General features: G+C 74.7%; 16 protein-coding genes and 1 pseudogene. 10 read left to right on the top strand and 7 right to left on the bottom strand.

All coding sequences use genetic code 11. The annotated features are described in order from the left end of the window. Positions 1-30 precede the first annotated feature (30 nt). Positions 31-777, top strand: coding sequence for a polyphosphate--glucose phosphotransferase (gene ppgK / locus BLU95_RS16610; protein WP_093860709.1), 747 nt, complete (start codon positions 31-33; stop codon positions 775-777). Positions 778-843: 66 nt separating this feature from the next. On the opposite strand, the gene BLU95_RS42295 is transcribed toward ppgK, so the two are convergent. Beyond that, the gene (locus BLU95_RS42295; RefSeq protein ID WP_159424905.1) at positions 844-1,287 is read right to left on the bottom strand and encodes a DUF6542 domain-containing protein; all 444 of its coding nucleotides are present in this window, start codon (positions 1,285-1,287) and stop codon (positions 844-846) included. A gap of 341 nt (positions 1,288-1,628) precedes the next feature. On the opposite strand from BLU95_RS42295, the gene BLU95_RS16600 reads away from it, so the two are divergent. Together BLU95_RS16600 and ychF are read left to right on the top strand one after the other, a co-directional pair. Beyond that, positions 1,629-2,021 (top strand): VOC family protein, encoded by a 393-nt coding sequence (locus BLU95_RS16600; protein WP_093860707.1) that lies wholly within the window; start codon positions 1,629-1,631, stop codon positions 2,019-2,021. A gap of 76 nt (positions 2,022-2,097) precedes the next feature. Continuing rightward, positions 2,098-3,171, top strand: a complete 1,074-nt coding sequence (ychF, locus tag BLU95_RS16595; RefSeq protein WP_093860706.1) for a redox-regulated ATPase YchF — start codon at positions 2,098-2,100, stop codon at positions 3,169-3,171. A 123-nt stretch (positions 3,172-3,294) separates the two neighbouring features. Here ychF and BLU95_RS16590 read toward each other — a convergent pair whose 3' ends face one another. The 4 genes from BLU95_RS16590 to BLU95_RS16575 all read right to left on the bottom strand — a co-directional run bounded on the left by BLU95_RS16590 (position 3,295) and on the right by BLU95_RS16575 (position 4,718). Beyond that, on the bottom strand, positions 3,295-3,558 hold the full coding sequence (locus BLU95_RS16590; RefSeq protein ID WP_093860705.1) for a type II toxin-antitoxin system RelE family toxin: 264 nt from the start codon (positions 3,556-3,558) through the stop codon (positions 3,295-3,297). Beyond that, complete coding sequence (locus tag BLU95_RS16585; RefSeq protein WP_093860704.1) at positions 3,551-3,820, bottom strand: type II toxin-antitoxin system Phd/YefM family antitoxin; 270 nt, start codon at positions 3,818-3,820, stop codon at positions 3,551-3,553. The genes BLU95_RS16590 and BLU95_RS16585 overlap by 8 nt, the downstream gene beginning before the upstream one ends. A 383-nt stretch (positions 3,821-4,203) precedes the next feature. Continuing rightward, a complete protein-coding gene (locus BLU95_RS16580; RefSeq protein WP_093860703.1) occupies positions 4,204-4,464 on the bottom strand; it encodes a Txe/YoeB family addiction module toxin in 261 nt (86 codons plus the stop codon). Beyond that, positions 4,461-4,718: a type II toxin-antitoxin system Phd/YefM family antitoxin gene (locus BLU95_RS16575; protein WP_093860702.1), complete on the bottom strand. Its 258-nt coding sequence runs from the start codon at positions 4,716-4,718 to the stop codon at positions 4,461-4,463. Before BLU95_RS16575 ends, BLU95_RS16580 begins: the two co-directional genes overlap by 4 nt. A 171-nt stretch (positions 4,719-4,889) precedes the next feature. Between BLU95_RS16575 and BLU95_RS16570 the strand changes: the two genes are divergently transcribed. Next, the gene (locus BLU95_RS16570; RefSeq protein WP_093860701.1) at positions 4,890-6,233 is read left to right on the top strand and encodes a M20 metallopeptidase family protein; all 1,344 of its coding nucleotides are present in this window, start codon (positions 4,890-4,892) and stop codon (positions 6,231-6,233) included. Positions 6,234-6,302: 69 nt separating this feature from the next. Here the strand turns inward: BLU95_RS16570 and BLU95_RS16565 are convergent, their stop codons facing one another. Further along, positions 6,303-6,917 (bottom strand): HAD-IA family hydrolase, encoded by a 615-nt coding sequence (locus BLU95_RS16565; protein ID WP_231978778.1) that lies wholly within the window; start codon positions 6,915-6,917, stop codon positions 6,303-6,305. A 134-nt stretch (positions 6,918-7,051) separates the two neighbouring features. Next, positions 7,052-8,274, bottom strand: a pseudogene (locus BLU95_RS44110) (dihydrofolate reductase family protein). A gap of 169 nt (positions 8,275-8,443) precedes the next feature. Between BLU95_RS44110 and BLU95_RS16550 the strand changes: the two are divergent. From BLU95_RS16550 to BLU95_RS16525, 6 genes are all read left to right on the top strand, one after another. Then, a complete protein-coding gene (locus BLU95_RS16550; protein ID WP_093860697.1) occupies positions 8,444-9,259 on the top strand; it encodes a methyltransferase domain-containing protein in 816 nt (271 codons plus the stop codon). A 200-nt stretch (positions 9,260-9,459) separates the two neighbouring features. Next, a complete protein-coding gene (locus BLU95_RS16545; protein ID WP_093860696.1) occupies positions 9,460-10,911 on the top strand; it encodes a DUF4190 domain-containing protein in 1,452 nt (483 codons plus the stop codon). Between the two features lie 170 nt (positions 10,912-11,081). Further along, positions 11,082-11,264: a hypothetical protein gene (locus tag BLU95_RS16540; protein WP_093860695.1), complete on the top strand. Its 183-nt coding sequence runs from the start codon at positions 11,082-11,084 to the stop codon at positions 11,262-11,264. Positions 11,265-11,289: 25 nt separating this feature from the next. Beyond that, the gene (locus tag BLU95_RS16535; RefSeq protein ID WP_231978599.1) at positions 11,290-11,709 is read left to right on the top strand and encodes an NUDIX domain-containing protein; all 420 of its coding nucleotides are present in this window, start codon (positions 11,290-11,292) and stop codon (positions 11,707-11,709) included. A gap of 261 nt (positions 11,710-11,970) precedes the next feature. Beyond that, the gene (locus BLU95_RS16530; protein WP_231978598.1) at positions 11,971-14,727 is read left to right on the top strand and encodes a SpoIIE family protein phosphatase; all 2,757 of its coding nucleotides are present in this window, start codon (positions 11,971-11,973) and stop codon (positions 14,725-14,727) included. Positions 14,728-14,937: 210 nt separating this feature from the next. Beyond that, positions 14,938-17,541 (top strand): SpoIIE family protein phosphatase, encoded by a 2,604-nt coding sequence (locus BLU95_RS16525; protein WP_400745450.1) that lies wholly within the window; start codon positions 14,938-14,940, stop codon positions 17,539-17,541. Positions 17,542-17,661: the final 120 nt, after the last annotated feature.

Raw genomic sequence — 17,661 nt, 5'->3', positions numbered from 1 at the left:
TGGACAACGTTCGGTCGGAGGGCGGTCGGGATGACGGCGGTATTCGGTGTGGACATCGGCGGATCGGGCATCAAGGGTGCCCCCGTCGACCTCGGCCGGGGTGTGCTCGCGCAGGAGCGGCACAAGGTCCTCACCCCGCAGCCCTCCGCGCCGGAGGCGGTGGTCGCCGCCGTCCGCGAGGTGGTCCGCCACTTCGACCACCGGGGGCCGGTGGGCCTGACCTTCCCCGGCGTGGTCGTCGACGGGCACACCAGGACCGCCGCCAATGTCGACAAGGGCTGGATCGGCCTGGACGCGGCAGGCCTGTTCCGGGAGGCACTCGACCTGCCCGCCGTCGTGCTCAACGACGCCGACGCGGCCGGCCTCGCCGAGACCGCCCACGGCGCCGGCCGGGGGCAGGAGGGCGTGGTGCTGGTGCTGACCTTCGGCACCGGCATCGGCAGCGCCCTGTTCGTGGACGGCACGCTGGTGCCCAACACCGAGCTGGGCCACCTGGAGCTGCGCGGCAAGGACGCCGAGCGGCGGGCCTCCTCGGCGGCCAAGGAGCGGCACGACCTGAGCTGGGGGCAGTGGGCGGGCCGGGTGGACGAGTACCTGGACCTGGTGGAGATGCTGTTCTCGCCGCAGCTGATCGTGATCGGCGGCGGGGTGAGCCGCAAGCACGAGAAGTTCCTGCCGCTGCTGCGCGAGCGCGGCGCCCGGGTGGTTCCGGCGGAGCTGCGCAACGACGCCGGCATCGTCGGCGCGGCCATGGCGGCGGCCCGGGCCGCGGGCTGAGCCCGTTCGCCGTCACACGCGCCGTCACGCGCGCCGGGGGGAGGCCACCGGGAACGGTGCCTCCCCTCAGCGCGCGCGGTGGATCCGGCGCTGGGCCACGAACCGGGCCAGCACGATCGCCGCGGCCAGCCCCGTGCCGGAGAACAGCCAGCCGGCCCGGGTGGCCAGGTTGGTCGCCAGCGCCACCACCTGGGCCGTCACCCCGGAGGAGGTGACCGGGCCGAACAGCAGCAGCGCCGCGGCGAAGGCGATCGGCCCGCTGATCGGCGCGGCCAGCAGGTCGGCGTACCGGACCCGGACCGCCAGCTGGAAGCAGATCAGCAGATAGCCGAGCCCGAACAGCAGCCCCAGCCCGCCGAAGACCAGCCGGTCCAGGCCGGCCACCGTGATCGTCGCCGCCAGCGCGGCCACCCCGGCGCCGACCGCGGTCAGCCGGGTCGGCCGTCCGCTGCGCCGCCGCCCGTACAGCCGCCCCGCCATCCGGGCCCGCAGCACGGGCGGGCCGGACACGGGGCGTAGCCGGGAACCGGGATCGGGGCCCCGGCCCGCCGACCGCCCGGAGGCCTTGCCGCCCGACTTCCCGGCGGCCTTGGCGGGCGCCTTCCCGGTGGGCCGGACGGCCGGTCCGCCGGTGCTTCCGGGGGCGCGGCCCGGCCCGGGGACGGCGGCCCCGGCCGCGCCGTTCGGCGGTCGGCGTCTGGGCCCTGGCGGCTGGGTACGGATGCTCTGCTCCACCCGCCCAACGTACGGTCCGATCATCGCCACACTGTGTAATGGGCTGTCGGGGCTTGTTCCGTGTCTTCGGACGGAGTATTGATGTGACCGACGTCCGATCACACTCGGGGGAGTGCATGACCAGCGGATTCGCCTTCGAACGGCTCCACCACGTCCAGCTCGACATCCCGGCGGGGGCCGAGGACGAGTGCCGCGCCTTCTGGCACGGGGTGCTCGGCATGACGGAGCTGGCGAAGCCCCCGGTGCTGGCCGCGCGCGGCGGCTGCTGGTTCCGCGGCGGCGGGGTGGAGGTGCACCTCGGGGTGGTGCCGGACTTCCGGCCGTCCCGCAAGGGGCACCCGGGTTTCCAGATCGGCGACCTGGACGCCCTCGCCGAGCGGCTGGCCGCCCACGGCCACGAGGTGGTCTGGGACGACAACCTGCCCGGGCACCGCAGGTTCCACTCCAGCGACCGGCTCGGCAACCGCCTGGAGTTCCTGGAGCCCTCGCCGGCGGCGGCGGACGCCTGAGCCGCTGCCCGTAGACTGGGGGATCGGTCCGGCGAGCGGGCCGGCCCAACTCCTCCAAGCCCCGGGACTGCGCTTCATGTCGCTCACGATCGGAATCGTCGGCCTGCCGAACGTCGGCAAGTCGACCCTGTTCAACGCCCTGACCAAGAACGACGTGCTGGCGGCCAACTACCCGTTCGCCACCATCGAGCCCAATGTCGGCGTCGTCGGCGTCCCGGACGCCCGGCTGAACAAGCTCGCCGAGATCTTCGGCTCGCAGCGCATCCTCCCGGCGACCGTGGACTTCGTGGACATCGCCGGCATCGTGCGCGGCGCCTCGGTCGGTGAGGGTCTGGGCAACAAGTTCCTGGCGAACATCCGTGAGTCGGACGCGATCTGCCAGGTCATCCGCGCCTTCGTCGACCCCGATGTGGTGCACGTCGACGGCAAGGTCTCGCCGAAGGACGACATCGAGACCATCAACACCGAGCTGATCCTCGCCGACCTCCAGTCGATCGAGAAGGTGCTGCCGCGGCTCCAGAAGGAGGCCCGCCTCAAGAAGGAGTCGGCCGCCACGCTGGCCGCCGCCGAGGCCGCCCAGAAGATCCTGGAGACCGGCAAGACCCTCTTCGAGGCGGGCTTCGACGCCTCCTCGGTGCGCGAGCTGCACCTGCTCACCACCAAGCCCTTCCTCTACGTGTTCAACGTCGACGAGGACGAGCTGGTCGACGAGGAGTTCAAGGAGGCCCAGCGCGCCCTGGTCGCCCCCGCCGAGGCGATCTTCCTGAACGCCAAGATCGAGTCCGAGCTGATCGGCATGGACGAGGACGAGGCGCTGGAGCTCCTCCAGTCCATGGGCCAGGAGGAGACCGGCATGGCCACTCTCGGCCGGGTCGGCTACGAGACCCTCGGCCTGCAGAGCTACCTCACCGCGGGCCCCAAGGAGACCAGGGCCTGGACCATCAAGAAGGGCGCGACCGCCCCCGAGGCCGCCGGTGTGATCCACACCGACTTCCAGAAGGGCTTCATCAAGGCGGAGATCATCTCCTTCGACGACCTGGTCGCCTGCGGCTCCATCGCCGAGGCCCGCAGCAAGGGCAAGGCCCGCATCGAGGGCAAGGAGTACGTCATGCAGGACGGCGACGTCGTGGAGTTCCGCTTCAACGTGTGAGCGGATGACACGGCGTCACGTCACTGACGTGGCGGACATGCAGTTCAGAAGGGGTTGGGCCCGACCGGGTCCGACCCCTTCGCCGTTGCTGTGCTGGATCCCCCGGCGTGCGGCCGGTGGTGATCAGGTGTCGTGGACAGTGGACCGGTGTCCCACGTGAACGACCCAGACCACCAGCTCTCCGTTGTCGATCGTGTAGACGACGCGGTAGTCGCCGACGCGCAGGCGGCGGCGCTCGGGCTGGGAGACGAGCGCGGTGGTGGTGAAGCCGAGGGGGTCGGCCTCCAGCCCGGTCAGCCTGGCCAGGATGCGCAGAGCCATGTCGCGAGGGATCTTCCGGAGTTCGGCCTGCGCCTCGGGGCGGAAGACGGTCCGGTACTCACTCACTGCGCGCCAGCGTTTCCCTCATGATGTCCTCGATCGGGACGCCGGGTGCGGGGTTGGCCATGCGCTCGTCGATGATCCGGTTGATCTCGCGCTCCTCCCATTCCTGGTACTTGCGCAGCACCTCGATGGAAACGACGGCGGCGACCTCCTTGCCTCGGCGTGTGATCACCGTGGGCACGTCGTCGCGATCCGCGCGCTCCACGACCTCGGCGAGGTGGGCACGCACGTCGCGGATGGACTCTATGGGCAGCGGTTGCATCATGCGCTCAAGAGTACCTAGTGTCCCATGTGTACACAATGCCGGGAGGGTCGGACTTCACGGGGTCCGGCCCCTCCTGCTTCCGCGTCGACTCGGTCCGGCCTCCGGGGCCTCGGTCTGCCGCCGATTCGGCCCGGGCTCCCGATCGAGCGATACGTTGTTCAGTACCACTCGTCGGTCGAAGGGGTACGTGCCGTGTCCATCACCGCGAGCGAGGCCCGCAGGGATCTCTATCCCGTTGATCAAGAAGGTCAATGAGGACCACGGCGCCATCGAGATCGTGAGGGCCGGGAGGACTTCACCGATTAAGGTTCTGGCGGCCCGGTACCGCTACTGATCGGCGGTCCCGGCCCGCTGTGCAAGCGGGCCGGGCGGCGTCGTTCGGGTCAGCTGTCGTAGTGGTAACGGCACTGGGCGACGAGGATCGCGTCCTCGGTGGCCTTGTAGATGAGCCGGTGCTCGTCGTTGATGCGGCGGGACCAGTAGCCCTGGAAGCCGTGTTTGAGCGGCTCGGGCTTCCCGATCCCCTCGTTGCCGTTGCGCGCGACATCGGCGATGAGAGTGTTGATGCGCTTGAGGATCTTGCGGTCCTGTGCCTGCCACCAGAGGTAGTCCTCCCAGGCCTGGGGGGCGAAGGTGATCTTCACTCCGGGTCCGCCAGCTCGCGCACCGTCCCGCCGCCGTTCTCCAGCTCGTCGATGGCGGCCAGCAGGCGGCGCGCATTGGCGGGGCTGCGCAGCAGGTAGGCGGTCTCCTTGAGGGACTGGTAGTCCTCCAGGGAGACGATGACGACGGGCTCGCGGCCGGCGCGGGTGATCACTATCTCCTCGCGGTCGTCGACCACCGCGTTGAGCACCTCGGCGTAGCGGGCGCGGGACTCCGAGTAGGTCATCGTCTTCATGGTTGCCTCCTCAGTCAGGTACAAGAAATTGTACGTTCGGACTTCAGGGCTGACAACGACACGTGATTCACCCGGTGGGTCCGGTGTTGTCAATGGGGCTGCCGGGTCTTGACCGGTGCATGTGGTCGGCTGATTGACTGACTGTCACATCGATCGGATCACGGGGGACTGATGGAGAACGTGACGGGTTACGGGCCGAGTCGGCGGGCGGTGCTCGGTGGGGCGGCGGCGGCCGGGGCCGGGGCCGTGGTGATGGCCTCCGGGGCGGCGGCCTCGGCGGAGCCGGTGGGGCGGCGGAACCCGGTCGACCAGGCGGCGGTGGACGCCGCGGCGGCACGGCTGGACGGTGAACTGGTCGCGCTGCGGCGGGCGCTGCACGCCAACCCGCAGACCACGGGCGCGGAGGCGTACGCCTCCGGGGAGGTCGCGCGGCGGCTGCGGGCGGCGGGGCTGGAGGTGACCACCGGCGTCGGCGGGGCCACCCTGCCGGACGGGACGGTGGCGCCCGGGTACGGCGTGGTCGCGGTGCTGCGCGGTGCGCGGCCGGGCCGGACGGTGGCCTACCGGGCGGACATGGACGCGGTGCCGGGCGACGGGATCATGCCGCCCAGGCCGGGGCGCCCGGCGGCGCACGCCTGCGGGCACGACATCCACACCGCGGTCGGGGTGGGTGTGGCGCTGACGCTGGCCCGGTTGCGGCAGCGGTTGAGCGGCACGGTGGTCTTCTTCTTCCAGCCGGGGGAGGAGGGCCTGGTGGGTGCCCGGGCGATGATCGCGCAGGGGTGGCTGGAGCGGACCGGGGTCGAGGAGATCCACGCGCTGCACACCGGCCCCTACCCGGTCGGCGGGTTCGCCGTGACGCCGGGCAGCGGGCTCCCGGGCCAGGACTGGGTGAACATCGCGCTCGGCGGGCCGGACGCGGCCGCGGCGGCGGCCCGGCTGGCGGGCGCGATCACCGCGCTCGGCACGGTGCCGCTGCCGCAGGACCCCGCGGCCCTGGAGGCCATGGTCCGGGACGTGCGGACGCCGGACGGACCGCTGGCCCGGTTCCTGGTGACCGGCGCGCGGGTGGCGCCGGCCCCGGACGCCGAGGGACGCCCGGTCGTCGAGGCGAAGTTCCGGTGCTGGCCGCCGGAGCGGGACGCCGAGGTGCGGGAGGAGATCCGCCGGCTGGCGCTGACGTACCCGGGGGCGGTGGTCACGTACCCGCGCGACCCGTTCCCGGCGCTGCTCTGCCCGGCGGACGCGGCGAACGCGCTGGCGCGGCGGCTGCGGTGCGAGTTCGGCGCCGGCGCGGTCACGGTGAACCGCACCGCGTTCCCGTTCAACGGGGAGGACTTCGCGCTGTTCCTGGAGCGGGTCCCGGGCACGTACACCTTCCTCGGGGTGCGCACCCCGGGGGCCGGGATCGAGACGAGCTACCCGCACTACGAGACCTTCGAGCCGGACGAGCGGGCGATCGGGGTCGGGGTGCGGGCGATGGCGGGCTGGCTGGCGGACCGCGCCCGCCGCTGAAGCGAGGGGCGAGGGGCGAGGGGCGGGTGGTGGGGCCGGTGCCGGGCGGCACCGGCCCCACCGCCGAGGTCAGGCGACGGTGACGGTGAGGGTGTCGTCCGGGCCCGCGGCGACGGTGACGGACTCCAGGGTGGCGGCGTGCGCCGCGGGGTGGTGGCCGACCGCGCGGGGCCCGACGCCGACGACCGGGACGCCGGCGGCCCGGGCGGCCGCGATGCCGGCCCCGGAGTCCTCGAAGGCGAGGCAGTCGCCGGGGGCGAAGCCGAGTGCGGCGGCGCCCTTGAGGAAGCCCTCGGGGTCGGGCTTGCTGGCGCCCACGGACTCGGCGGTGATCAGGACCCGCGGCAGTTCGAGGCCGGCGGCCGCCATCCGGACCCGGGCGAGCGGGGCGTCGGCGGAGGTCACCAGGGCGTGCGGCCGGCCGGCCAGGGCGGCGAGGAAGGCGGCGGCACCGGGGACCGGGACGACGCCCTCGGTGTCGGCCCGTTCGGCGGCGAGCATCCGCTCGTTGTCCGCGAGGTTGAGCTCCACCGGGCGGTCGGGCAGCAGGACGGCCATGGTGGCGTGGCCCTGGCGGCCGTGGGCGGTGCGCAGCACCTCGGCCGGGTCGAGGCCGTGCTCCCGGGCCCAGCCGCTCCAGCAGCGTTCGACCACGGCGTCCGAGTCGACCAGGGTGCCGTCCATGTCCAGCAGCAGGGCGCGGGGGGTGAAGGTCGTGGGCACGGGGCGGCTCCGTCCGGGGGTGAGGGGGCACGCGAAAACGCGAGCCGATTGTTCAACAAGGATACAAAAGATCCCCCGGAGACCGTCGCCGGGCCTCAGTCGAGCAGGTGCGCGTTGACCGCGCGGGCCTCCTCGGTCAGCTCCGGCAGCTCGACCACCTCGACGCCGGCCGTCTCCAGCAGCCCGGCGCCCCGGGTCTCGGCGACGAAGGTGGACGGCTCGCGCCAGGCCACCACCACCCGGGGGACGCCGGCCGCGATCAGCAGTTCGGCACACGGCACCGGACGGGAGGCGCGCTGCCCGCAGGGCTCCAGCGAGCTGTAGACGGTCGCGCCGCGCAGTCGGGGGTCGCCGGCCGGGAGCTTGGCGAGGGCGGCCTCCTCGGCGTGGTCGTGGCCGTCCACCTCGCGGCTGAAGCCCTCGGCCAGCACCGTGCCGTCGGCGGCGACCACCACCGCGCCGACCGAGAACGCCGTCCGCGAGGGCGGGCAGCGGCGGGAGAGCTCCACCGCCCGGCGCAGGAACGCGAGATCGGCGCCGGGCGCGGCTGCGGCGCCGGGCCCGGCGGCTGCGTCCGGCTCGGCTGCGGCGCCGGCCGCGGGGCCGGGCTCGGTGGCGTGGTGCGGCTCGGTCACGGGGCGGGCTCCTTCGGGGCGTACCTGAGCAGGACGACATCGCCCACCGTACGGGCCTCCAGCAGCCGCATCCGACGGCCGGGGCCGCCGGGGAAGTCCGCCGCCCCGACGAACCGGGGCGCGCCCGGCTGCCCGACCAGCAGCGGCGCCACCACCAGATGGAGCTCGTCCGCCAGCCCCTGGGACAGGAACTGGGTGTGCACCCCGCTGCCGCCCTCGACCATCAGCCGCCGCACCCCGCGCGCGCCGAGGTCGTCCAGCACCGCGCCCAGGTCCACGGCCGGACCGAGCGCGACCACCTCGGCCAGCCCGGCCAGCCCGGGGCGCAGCACGGCGGCGCCGGCGTCCGTGGTGTAGGCGAGCCGCTCGCCGCCGGTGTGCCAGAACCGCAGCGAACGGTCCAGCCGGCCGCTCGCGCTGAGGGTCACCTTCAGCGGGTACGCGGGCCGCCCGGCCGCCGTCCGGGCGGCCCGCCGCCCGGGGTCGTTGACCAGCAGTCGCGGGTTGTCCGCGCGCAGGGTGTTGCCGCCGACCAGGACGGCGTCGGCGGCGGCCCGCTCGGCGTCCACCCGGTCGAAGTCGGCCGCTCCGGAGAGCAGCAGCCGCTCGGGCGAGGCGTCGTCGAGGAAGCCGTCCAGGGACATGGCGGCGCTCAGCAGGACGAAGGGGCGGGGGCCGGTCATGGTGGCGAGCCCTTCACGGTGGGGCGGTTCGGGTGTGCCGTCCACGGTACGGGCCGGGGTGTCCCGGATCCGGCCACGCGACCGCTATGTGAGACGAATCTTCTCGAGATGCGGTACGAGGAGTAGCGTCGGAGACATCGAGGAACGGCAGATCCCGAGGGGGAGCACCATGACCGCACCGAAGAACGCCGTCTACACCCATGGCCACCAGGAGCCGGTGCTGCGCTCGCACCGCTCCCGGACGGTCGACAACTCCGCCGCCTACCTGCGCGGGCACCTGCGGCCCGGGCAGGTGGTGCTGGACATCGGCTGCGGACCGGGCACCATCACCGCCGACCTGGCCGAGCTGGTCGGCCCGACCGGCCGGGTGGTGGCCGCGGACGCCTCCGCCGACGTGCTGGCGGAGGCCGCCCGGTACGTGGCCGGCCGCGGTCTGTCCAACGTCGTGTTCGAGGTCGCCGACGTGCACCGGCTGTCGTACCCGGACGGGGAGTTCGACGTGGTGCACGCCCATCAGGTGCTGCAGCACGTGGCCGACCCGGTGGGGGCGCTGCGCGAGCTGCGCCGGGTCACCGCGGAGGGAGGCGTGGTCGCGGTCCGGGACGTCGACTACGCCAGCATGACCTGGTACCCGGAGGCGCCCGGGCTGGACCGCTGGCTGGAGCTGTACGAGCGGATCGCCCGGCACAACGGCGGCGAGCCGGACGCCGGGCGGCGGCTGCTGTCCTGGGCCCGGGAGGCCGGATTCACCGAGATCACCGCGACGTCGAGCACCTGGACGTACGCGACGCCCGAGCAGCGCGACTGGTGGGGCGGGATGTGGGCCGAGCGCATCACGGGCTCCGGCATCGCCCGGGCGGCGCTGGCCGAGGGCTTCGCGGACGAGGCCGAACTGGCCCGGATCGCGGCCGCCTGGCGGGAGTGGGCGGCGGCCGGGGACGGGTGGTTCGCGATGCTGCACGGGGAGGTGCTGGCCCGGCGCTGACGCCGGGTCCGCACCCGGCGCGGGCGGTGCGGTGCGGGGGTCGTTCGTGGGGCGGGAAATCGCGGGTGGGTGTTCCACCGGATCCGGTAGAGTCGCGCGCCTGTTCCCGTACCCGACGGGCCACCGGGCTTCGTCCGCGGGCACCTCGGGTCGTCCTGCCGAGTTGCCGCCCGCCGCCCGCGGGCCGGGGGAGTCCGCACGTGTCCAAGCCCGAGTCCGACGCTGCCGTCGTCCCGGCGCCCACGCCCACGCCCGAGCCGGGGCCGGTCGCCGCGCCGGAGCCGGCCTTCGCGGCCGAGCCTGTCGCCGCGCCCGCCCCCGCGGCCGAGCCCGCGCCCGAGCCCGCAGCCGAGCCCGCGCCCGAGCCCGCCCCCTGGACGGCCCCCGCCCCGGCGGCTCCGCCCGTCGCTCCCACTCCGGCCGACGCCCCCGTCCCCGCCGTCGGCCCGGTGCCGCCGTCCGCCGCCGACCCCTGGGCGGCCCCCGCCGACGTGCCGCCGCCCGTCCCCGGCCCGCCCGTCCCCGGCCCGGCCGCGCCGCAGCCGACCGGCTGGGCCGCCGTCACCCCCGCCGCCCAGAGCGGCTTCCAGCCCGGTTTCCCCTACCCGGCCGCCCCCACCCGCACCAACGGCTTCGCGATCGCCTCGCTGGTCACCGCCCTGTTCTGCCTGTGGCCGCTGGCGCTGGTCTTCGCGGTGGTCGCGCTGGTCCAGATCCCCCGGCGCAACGAGAAGGGCCGCGGCCTCGCGGTCTCCGGCCTGGTCGTCGGCGTCCTGTCGCTGATCGTCTCCCTGATCGCGTTCATCGGGCTGGCCGCGATCGGCTTCGACGAGGAGCGGTACGGCGACGCCCGGCACGGGCCGAAGGGCTCGGTGTCCGTCAACGACCTCCAGGTCGGCGACTGCTTCGACCAGCCGCCGCTGAGCGGGGACCCCGGGTCCACCGGCGTCTACTGGGTCCGGGTGGTGCCCTGCACCGCGCCGCACCACGCCGAGGTCGCGGGCACCGTCGTCCTTCCGACGGGCCGGGACGACCAGTACCCCAGCGGTGCCGAGATGGGCCGGAACGCCGAGAAGCTCTGCGGCCCGGTGCGCGACGACTACGCGTTCGACTCCTGGCTGGTCCCCGAGGGGGTGGACGGGTACTACTACTACCCGAGCGTCCGCGGCTGGATGACCGGCGACCGCCGGGTGACCTGCACCTTCCAGGACGAGCGGCAGGCGCACAGCGGCAGCGTCCGCACCGACCGGACCAAGCTCACCCAGGCCCAGCGCACCTACCTGGACGCGGTGCTCGGTTACAACAAGGCCCTGTACGCCGAGCCGGAGCAGGAGGTCGCCGAGGCGCCGGCCGACTACCACCAGTGGGTGAAGGCGATGGCCGCGGCCTGCCGCAAGGAGGTCGCCGAGCTGTCCGCCACCGGGATCGACTGGCCGGAGGGCGCCAGGAGCAAGCTGATCGAGCTGGGCGCGGTCACGCTGGACGCCGCCAACGCCTGGGACGCCGCGGCCAGGGCCGCGGACCCCGCCGAGCTGGAGCGCGAGGTGGGCAAGGCGCACGCGTTCTCCGTCAAGAGCGGCAGGCTGGCCGTGGACATCCGGCGCGCGCTGGGGCTGTCGACCGGCGAACGGGCCGCGGACATCCGGGTCTGATCCCGGGCCCGGTCGCGGCGCCGCCCCCGGCTAACCGGTTGTTAACAGCCCCCGTACCGGCCGGTAGCGAACGGGGCGTAGTGTCCCGTGCAGCCCCGCCCCGACCCGACCCCCACGCGGGCCGGGGCGGGGCCCGGCGTGCCCGCGCGGGCACGCCCTAGCCTGGGCCCATGGACACCTTTCGGGTGATGCGGCAGGACGACAACGGTCAGCGCTTCCGGGTCGTCGGGGGGATCGGGCGGGAGGCGGCCGAGAAGGTGGCGGCCGAGTTCGAGGCGCGCGGCCACAAACAGCTGTACTGGGTCGAGGCCGAGCCCGCCGGGGACTCCCGGGCACGTGGGCCGCACGACTGAACCGCACGTCGTAGGGTCGGGGCCCATGGACAAGGCCATGGACCCCGCGGGGGAGAACCGGATCGTCGTCGGCGGCGCGCTGATCCACCGGGGGCGGGTGCTCGCCGCGCGGCGCAGCAGGCCCGCCGAGGTGGCGGGGCGCTGGGAGTTCCCGGGGGGCAAGGCCGAACCCGGTGAGACCGAGACCGAGGCGCTGGAGCGCGAGCTGCTGGAGGAGCTGGGCGTCCGGGCCCGGGCGCTGACCCGGCTGCCCGGCGCGTGGCTGGTGCGGCCCGGTCTCGAGCTGCGGCTCTGGGCGGCCGAACTGCTCTCCGGCGAGCCGCTCCCGCTCCAGGAGCACGACGAGCTGCGCTGGCTCGGTGCCGCCGAGCTGGGCGAGGTCGACTGGCTGGAGCACGACCGCGAGGTCCTGCCGGAGGTCGCCCGTCTCCTCGCCACCTCCTGAGCCCCGCCGGCCGCACCGCGCCCCACCGTGCTCCGCCCCCGCCCGGCCCCGCTGTGCCCCCGCCCGGCCCCGCTGTGCCCCCGCCCGACCCGCCCCGCGACGCGACGCGTGGCGCGGTGCCCCGGTAATCGGAAAGGCCGACGCGCCGGGCGGGATAGCCTTGGTCCTGCTGGGTATGTCACTTTTCGGCACTATTCGTCACCATCGGTGAGCCGCCCCAGCCGGCGACGCCGATCCCGAGCAGAGCCGGAGGCCGCGTCGGTGTCGAAGAGCGGGAACGGCGGTGGGGGAGCACGCCGGGCGGGCGCCGGGGGGAGCGCCGCCGCCCGCGCCCGGCTGCGCCGCGGCGCGAACCGCGCGACGGAGGCCGCCCGGGCCGACACCGGGGGCGTGCTCCCGCCCGCGGCCCGGCCCGCGCAGCCCCCGGCGGCGCCCGACCCGGCGGCCCCGGCCGGCGTCCGGGGCCGCCCGGGCCGGCCGTTCCCCGGCGGGCCGAGCGCCCTCCCGGAGACCCCGGGGCGGGCCGGCCCCGGCTCCGCGCCCGGCCCCGGCGGGACGGCCGGCGGCAGCCTCTTCGACGTGGTCAAGGTGGCCATCGCGATCCTCGACACCGCGGGCCGGGTGGCGCTCTGGAGCCCGGCCGCCGAGGAACTGCTCGGCTGGCCCAACGAGCTGCTGGTCGGCCGCCGGATCGACGACCTGATCCCCGACCAGGACCAGGTGGACCGGATCCGGGCCGCGATCCGGGACACCCTGCGCCACGGCCGCTGGTCCGGCCCGGCCGAGCTGCGCGACCGGGACGGCGTCCCGGTGCTGGTGGACGCCCGGATCTCGCTCCTCGTCGACGGCGACGGCAACCCGTTCCTCCAGGTCAACCTGGCCGAGGCGGCGGCCGTCCGGGCGGTGGAGCGCGACCTCGCGGTGCGCGACGCGCTCTTCGAGCAGTCCCCGCTGGGCATCGCGATCCTCGACACCGAGCTGCGCTACACGGCCGTCAACCGGACCCTCGCCGAGATGAACGGCGCCGCCCCCGAGGACCACGTCGGCCGCACCACCGGCGAGACCCTGCCCGAGCGCGCCGCCGACGAGATCACCGCGATCCAGCGCCAGGTGCTGGCCACCGGCGAGCCGGTCATCGACGTCACGCTCGCCTCGCCGGTCACCGCCCGCTCCGGGTACCGCTCGATCTCCTACAGCCGGATGACCGACCGCTCCGGGCGGGTCCTCGGCATCTCCGGCACCGTGATGGACGTGACCGAGCGTTACCGCGCGGTGGCCAAGGTCGAGCACGCCCGCCGTCGGCTGTCACTGCTCAACGAGTTCGGCTCCCGGGTCGGTGACCTGCTGGACGCCTCCCGGATCGCGCAGGAGCTGGCCGGCGCGGTGGTGCCCAGGCTGACCGACCACGCGGCCGTGATCCTGCTCCAGGCCGTCGCGCACGGTGACGATCTGCCCCGGCACGGACACGACCGCCGCACCTCGCTGCTCCAGCTCGGCACGGCCTCCGTGCAGGACGGCCCCGAGGTCGAGGTGATGCTGCGGCGCGGTGCCCGGATCACCTTCGCCGAGGACTCCGCCTGCGGCCGGGTGCTGCGCACCGGCGTCCCCGAGCTGCTCTCGGGCGCCGACCAGCTGAGCGACATCACCTACGCCGGCGACCCGAAGATGCAGGCGGCGTACGACCTGGGCGTGCACTCGATGCTGGTGGTGCCGCTGCGGGCACGGGGCATCGTGATCGGACTGCTGCTGGTCAGCCGGGCCGGCTACCGCGAGGGCTTCGACCGGGACGACCTGGCGTTCACCGTCGAGCTGGCGGACCGGGCGGGCTCCTCGCTGGACAACGCCCGGCTCTACGCCCGGGAGCGCACCGCCGCCCTCACCCTCCAGCGCACCCTGCTGCCGCAGCAGGTGCCGCAGCCCACCGGTGTCGAGGTCGCCTACCGGTACGTGCCCGGCAGCAGCGGCACCGAGGTCGGCGGCGACTGGTTCGACGTCATCCCGCTGCCCGGCGACCGCACCGCGCTGGTGGTCGGCGACGTGATGGGGCACGGCCTGCGGGCCGCCGCGACCATGGGGCGGCTGCGCACCGCCGTCCGGGTGCTGGCCGCCCTGGACCTGCCGCCGGACGTGCTGCTGCGGCACGTCCACGAGCTGGCCGACGACCTCGCCCAGGGGCCGGACGAGGCCCTGCTCGCCACCTGCGTGTACGCGGTGTTCGACCCGGCCACCGCGACCCTGACCGTCGCCAAGGCCGGCCACATCCCGCCGGTGCTGGTGGTGCCGGGGGAGGAGTCGGACGGGCCGACCCGCACCGGCGGCCCGCTGCCCGGCGGGGCCGGCCGGATCCTGGAGCTGCCGTCGGGCGCCCCGCTCGGGGTCGGCGGGGTCCCGTTCGAGGCGGTCGAGCTGAAGATCCCCGAGGGCAGCCTGCTGGCGCTGTGCACCGACGGCCTGGTGGAGTCCCGGGACAAGGACCTGGACGTGGGCCTCGGCCGGCTGGTCACCGTGCTCCAGGAGCCGTACGCGTCGATCCAGGCGGCCTGCGAGGCGGTGCTGGGCACCATGGAGCAGGGCCGGGAGCCGGACGACGTGGCCCTGCTGCTGGCCCGGCTCGGCCACGGGCAGGCGGGCACCCCGACGGCGGGCTGGACCCTGCCCGCGGAGCCGACCGCCGTCTCCCGGGCCCGCCGGCTGGTCCGCGCGACGCTGGCCGAGTGGGGCGTCGAGCAGCTCACCGACACCGCCGAGCTGCTGGTGAGCGAGCTGGTCACGAACGCCGTCCGGTACGCGAGCGCGCCGATCGGGGTGCGGCTGACGCTCGGCGAGACGCTCCTGGTGGAGATCTCGGACCCGTTGCCGGACCCGCCCCGGGAGCGGCACGCGGCCGAGGCGGACGAGGGCGGGCGCGGGCTGGAGCTGGTCGCCCGGCTGGCCCTGCACTGGGGTGCCAGGGCCGAGGGGATGGGCAAGGTGGTCTGGTTCGAGCAGGCGCTGCCGGGCACTCCGGGCGCGGAGTAGAACTCCCTGCATATGCCACCGGAGGGCCTCGGGGGAGCGCGCGCCCCGGTAGGGGGCGCGAGCGTGGCATTGTGGTTGCGCGGGCGGTAGGACAAAAACCTTCGCCCGATCTGATGTTGTGATGTTGAGGGCGTGTGAACGTACCCCTCGATGATGAATACTCGGTCTTCTCGACATCCGGACGGTCGCGGGTTTGGAGGGGTCGGTCCGTTGAACAGCACCCCGGCGCGCAATGCGCCGAGCAGCAGCGGTCATGCCGCTGTACCCGGGCAGGCCGGCGCCCAACACGTGCCGGTCCCCGCCCACCAGTCGCCCGCCCCCGTCCGTGCCCCCCGGCCGGCCGCCGAGGGGCAGCGCTGGGGCGCCGGGGACCCGGGTTCGATCTACGACTACATCCGGGTCGCCACCTTCGCCATCGGCCCGGACGGCCGGATCAGCCAGTGGAGCGAGCGGGCGGCCGAGTTCTTCGGCGTCACCGCCGTCGAGGCGGTCGGCGCCGACCCGGTGACCACCTTCGTGCCGCGCGAGCTCTGGCGGCGCGGCCGGACCAGGCTGGAGCGCACCCTCGCGGGCGAGGAATGGGTCGGCACCGCCCCGTACCGGCACGCGGACGGCGGCGAGGGGCTCGCCGAGCTCTACCTGATGCCGGACAGCGCGCTGCCCACCGCCGGCGCCACCTGTCTCGCGGTCGACCTCGGCCGGCTCCGCCGGATCGAGACCGATCTGGCCGCATCGGAGGCGGTTTTCGGCCAGACTCCGACCGGCTTCGTCCTCTTCGACGACCGGCTCCGCCTCCAGCGGGTCAACGACGCCTTCGCCTCCGGAATGGGCCTGTCGCCCACCGACCTGGAGGGCCTCACCCCGCACGACATCTTCCCCGGCGCCGAGGCCGACCGCCTCACGGCCGCCCTGCGCAAGGTCCTCGCCAGCGGCGAGCCCGTCTTCGACCTGCGCTTCCACGCCGCCGTCCCGACCCGCGAGGGCAACCGGCTCTGGGCCGTCTCGCTCTACCGCCTCAACGGCGCGGCCGGCCAGCCGATGGGTGTCGCCGGCCAGGTCTCCGACGTCACCAGCCGGCACGTCGCCGAGCGCGAGGCCGACGGCGTCCGCCGCAACCTCGCGCTGCTCAACGAGGCCAGTGCCCACATCGGCTCCACCCTCGACCTGGAGACCACCGCCAAGGAGCTGCTGGACGTCGTCGTCCCGCCGTTCTGCGACCTCGCCACCGTCGACCTGTACACCGCGCTGCTCTCCGGCGAGACGGTGCCCAGCGCCGGCCGGCTCGGCGACACCGTGCTCACCGACGGCAGCGGCGAACTGCGCCGGGTCGCCGTCTCCAGCGTGGTCGGCGGCGCCTCCTCGGTGCTCGGCTCGGTCACCGGCCTGCCCATCGCCGAGGCCGGCGGCACCCTCTGCTACCCCCGCCGCTCCCCGCACGCCCGGGCCCTGCGCACCGGCCGCAGCGTCGTCCCCGAGCCCGGCCCCGACCCGCTGCTGCGCTCCACCCTGATCGTCCCGCTGGTCGCCCGCGACCAGGTGCTCGGCCTGGTCCAGCTCTCCCGGGCGATCGGCAGCGAGCCCTTCGACGCCCGCGACGTCGCCATCGCGGAGGAGCTCGTCGCCCGCGCCGCCGTCTGCATCGACAACGCCCGGCTCTACCGCCGCGAGCACGAACGCGCGCTGATCCTCCAGCGCAGCCTGCTGCCCCCGGGCAACCCGGCCGCCAGCGGCCTGGAGATCGCCTGCCGCTACCTTCCCAGCAACAACAACACCGAGGTCGGCGGCGACTGGTTCGACGTCATCCCGCTGCCCGGCAACCGCACCGCCCTGGTCATCGGCGACGTGATGGGCCGCGGCCTGCGCGCCGCCGTCGCCATGGGCCAGCTGCGCACCGCCGTCCGCACCCTCGCCATGCTCGACCTCGACCCGGCCGAGGTGCTCACCGCCCTGGACGAGATCGCCCGCGGCCTCGGCGACGACACCGCGCCGGCCGCCCGCTCCACCCCGTACGGACGGCTCACCTCCACCGCCGACGAGGAGGCCCGCGAGGTCTACCTGGCGACCTGCGTCTACGCGGTCTACGACGCCGTCACCCGGCGCTGCGTCTTCGCCAACGCCGGCCACCTCCCGCCGGTGCTGCTCAGCCCCGGCGAGAGCGCCCGGATGCTGGACGTGCCGCCGGGCCTGCCGCTCGGCGTCGGTGGCGAGCCCTTCGAGGAGGTCGAGCTGACCCTGCCGGACGGCGCCGTGCTCGGCCTCTACACCGACGGTCTGGTGGAGAGCCGCAAGCACCAGCTGGACGAGGGACTGAAGGCCTTCCGCACCGCGCTCTCCGCCGACGGCAAGAGCCTGGAGGACCTCTGCGACCACGTCCTCGGCGAGCTCAACCCGCACCACGGCGAGGACGACATCGCCCTGCTGATGGCCAGGGTGCACGCCTTCCCCGCGGACGCCGTCGGCCAGTGGTTCCTGCCGCCCGAGCCCACCTCGGTGGCCAAGGCCCGCGAGGCCGCCTGCAGCTGGCTGCTGGCCCGGGGCCTGGACGAGCTGGTCGACACCACCGAGCTGCTGGTCAGCGAACTGGTCACGAACGCGCTGCGGCACGGCCGGGGCGAGATCCGGCTGCGGCTGCTGCGCGACCGGACCATGGTGTGCGAGGTCTGGGACGACGGCTACGCCCAGCCCCGGCAGCGGCGCGCCCACGAGACCGACGAGGGCGGGCGCGGCCTGCAGCTGGTCAGCCTGCTCGCGGAGCGCTGGGGCAGCCGCCGCACCCCCAAGGGCAAGATCGTCTGGTTCGAGCTGGGCCTGTAGGGAACGGGGCCCCGGCCACCCCGGCCACCCCGGCCGCGCGGCCGCGCGGCCGTACGGCCGGACAGCCGGGTCACCCGGCCGTACCGCCGATCGGGTGCCGCACCCGGCCGGCCGCCGTGT

The sequence above is a fragment of the Streptomyces sp. TLI_053 genome (genome assembly GCF_900105395.1).
In the GTDB taxonomy this organism is placed as follows: Bacteria; Actinomycetota; Actinomycetes; order Streptomycetales; family Streptomycetaceae; genus Kitasatospora.
This window is presented reverse-complemented; position numbering and strand designations above follow the sequence as displayed.

Coding starts and splice junctions, on each gene's coding strand:
- BLU95_RS16585 (WP_093860704.1), bottom strand. CDS start 3,820: ATGATGCAACCGCTGCCCATAGAGTCCATCCGCGACGTGCGTGCCCAC.
- BLU95_RS16570 (WP_093860701.1), top strand. CDS start 4,890: ATGGAGAACGTGACGGGTTACGGGCCGAGTCGGCGGGCGGTGCTCGGT.
- ychF (WP_093860706.1), top strand. CDS start 2,098: ATGTCGCTCACGATCGGAATCGTCGGCCTGCCGAACGTCGGCAAGTCG.
- ppgK (WP_093860709.1), top strand. CDS start 31: ATGACGGCGGTATTCGGTGTGGACATCGGCGGATCGGGCATCAAGGGT.
- BLU95_RS16600 (WP_093860707.1), top strand. CDS start 1,629: ATGACCAGCGGATTCGCCTTCGAACGGCTCCACCACGTCCAGCTCGAC.
- BLU95_RS16565 (WP_231978778.1), bottom strand. CDS start 6,917: ATGGACGGCACCCTGGTCGACTCGGACGCCGTGGTCGAACGCTGCTGG.
- BLU95_RS16575 (WP_093860702.1), bottom strand. CDS start 4,718: ATGAAGACGATGACCTACTCGGAGTCCCGCGCCCGCTACGCCGAGGTG.
- BLU95_RS16540 (WP_093860695.1), top strand. CDS start 11,082: ATGGACACCTTTCGGGTGATGCGGCAGGACGACAACGGTCAGCGCTTC.
- BLU95_RS16535 (WP_231978599.1), top strand. CDS start 11,290: ATGGACAAGGCCATGGACCCCGCGGGGGAGAACCGGATCGTCGTCGGC.
- BLU95_RS16550 (WP_093860697.1), top strand. CDS start 8,444: ATGACCGCACCGAAGAACGCCGTCTACACCCATGGCCACCAGGAGCCG.